This window comes from Pseudomonas sp. EL_65y_Pfl2_R96 (genome assembly GCF_963970905.1).
Taxonomy (GTDB): Bacteria; Pseudomonadota; Gammaproteobacteria; order Pseudomonadales; family Pseudomonadaceae; genus Aquipseudomonas.
On sequence record NZ_CAXAQH010000183.1, the window covers coordinates 1 to 563 of the forward strand.

The 563-nt window shown below is 67.3% G+C and carries 1 protein-coding gene; it reads right to left on the reverse strand.

Features of this window, described 5'->3' with window-relative positions:
- On the reverse strand, window positions 1–563 hold a 563-nt coding region (locus tag AACY49_RS30110), incomplete at both ends, for a xanthine dehydrogenase family protein molybdopterin-binding subunit (RefSeq protein WP_339527883.1).

Below are 563 nucleotides of genomic sequence, written 5' to 3' on the forward strand. Positions count from 1 at the left end.
ATTGACGATGGCCGGGCAGGACCCGATCGCACCGGCCTCGCCGGCGCCCTTCACCCCGAGCGGGTTGGTCTTGCAGGGGATGTTGTGGGTCTCGAACACGAAGGACGGCCCGTCCGCCGCGCGCGGCAGCGCATAATCCATGAAGGTCGCGGTGATGAGCTGGCCATCGCCCGCACCATAGACCACCTGCTCCATCACGGCCTGTCCGATGCCCTGCATGGCGCCGCCATGCACCTGGCCGGCCAGCAGCAGCGGGTTCAGCGTCTTGCCGAAATCATCGACGATCACGTAGTTGACGATCTTGATGATGCCGGTGGCCGGATCGATCTCGACCTCCGCAACATGGGTGCCGTTGGGATAGGTGCCGTCGGCGCTGGCGAAGGTCGCGCTTCCGTTCAGCTTGGCGGGATCGCCGGCGCGCTTGGCGACGTCGGCGAACGAGATCGAGCGGTCGGTGCCGGCGATGCGCACGACGCCGCTCGCGATTTCGAGGTCGCCGACGCCGGCTTCGAGCGCCTGTGCCGCGATCTCCTTGAGCTTTTGCCCGAGTTCGCGGGTGGCGC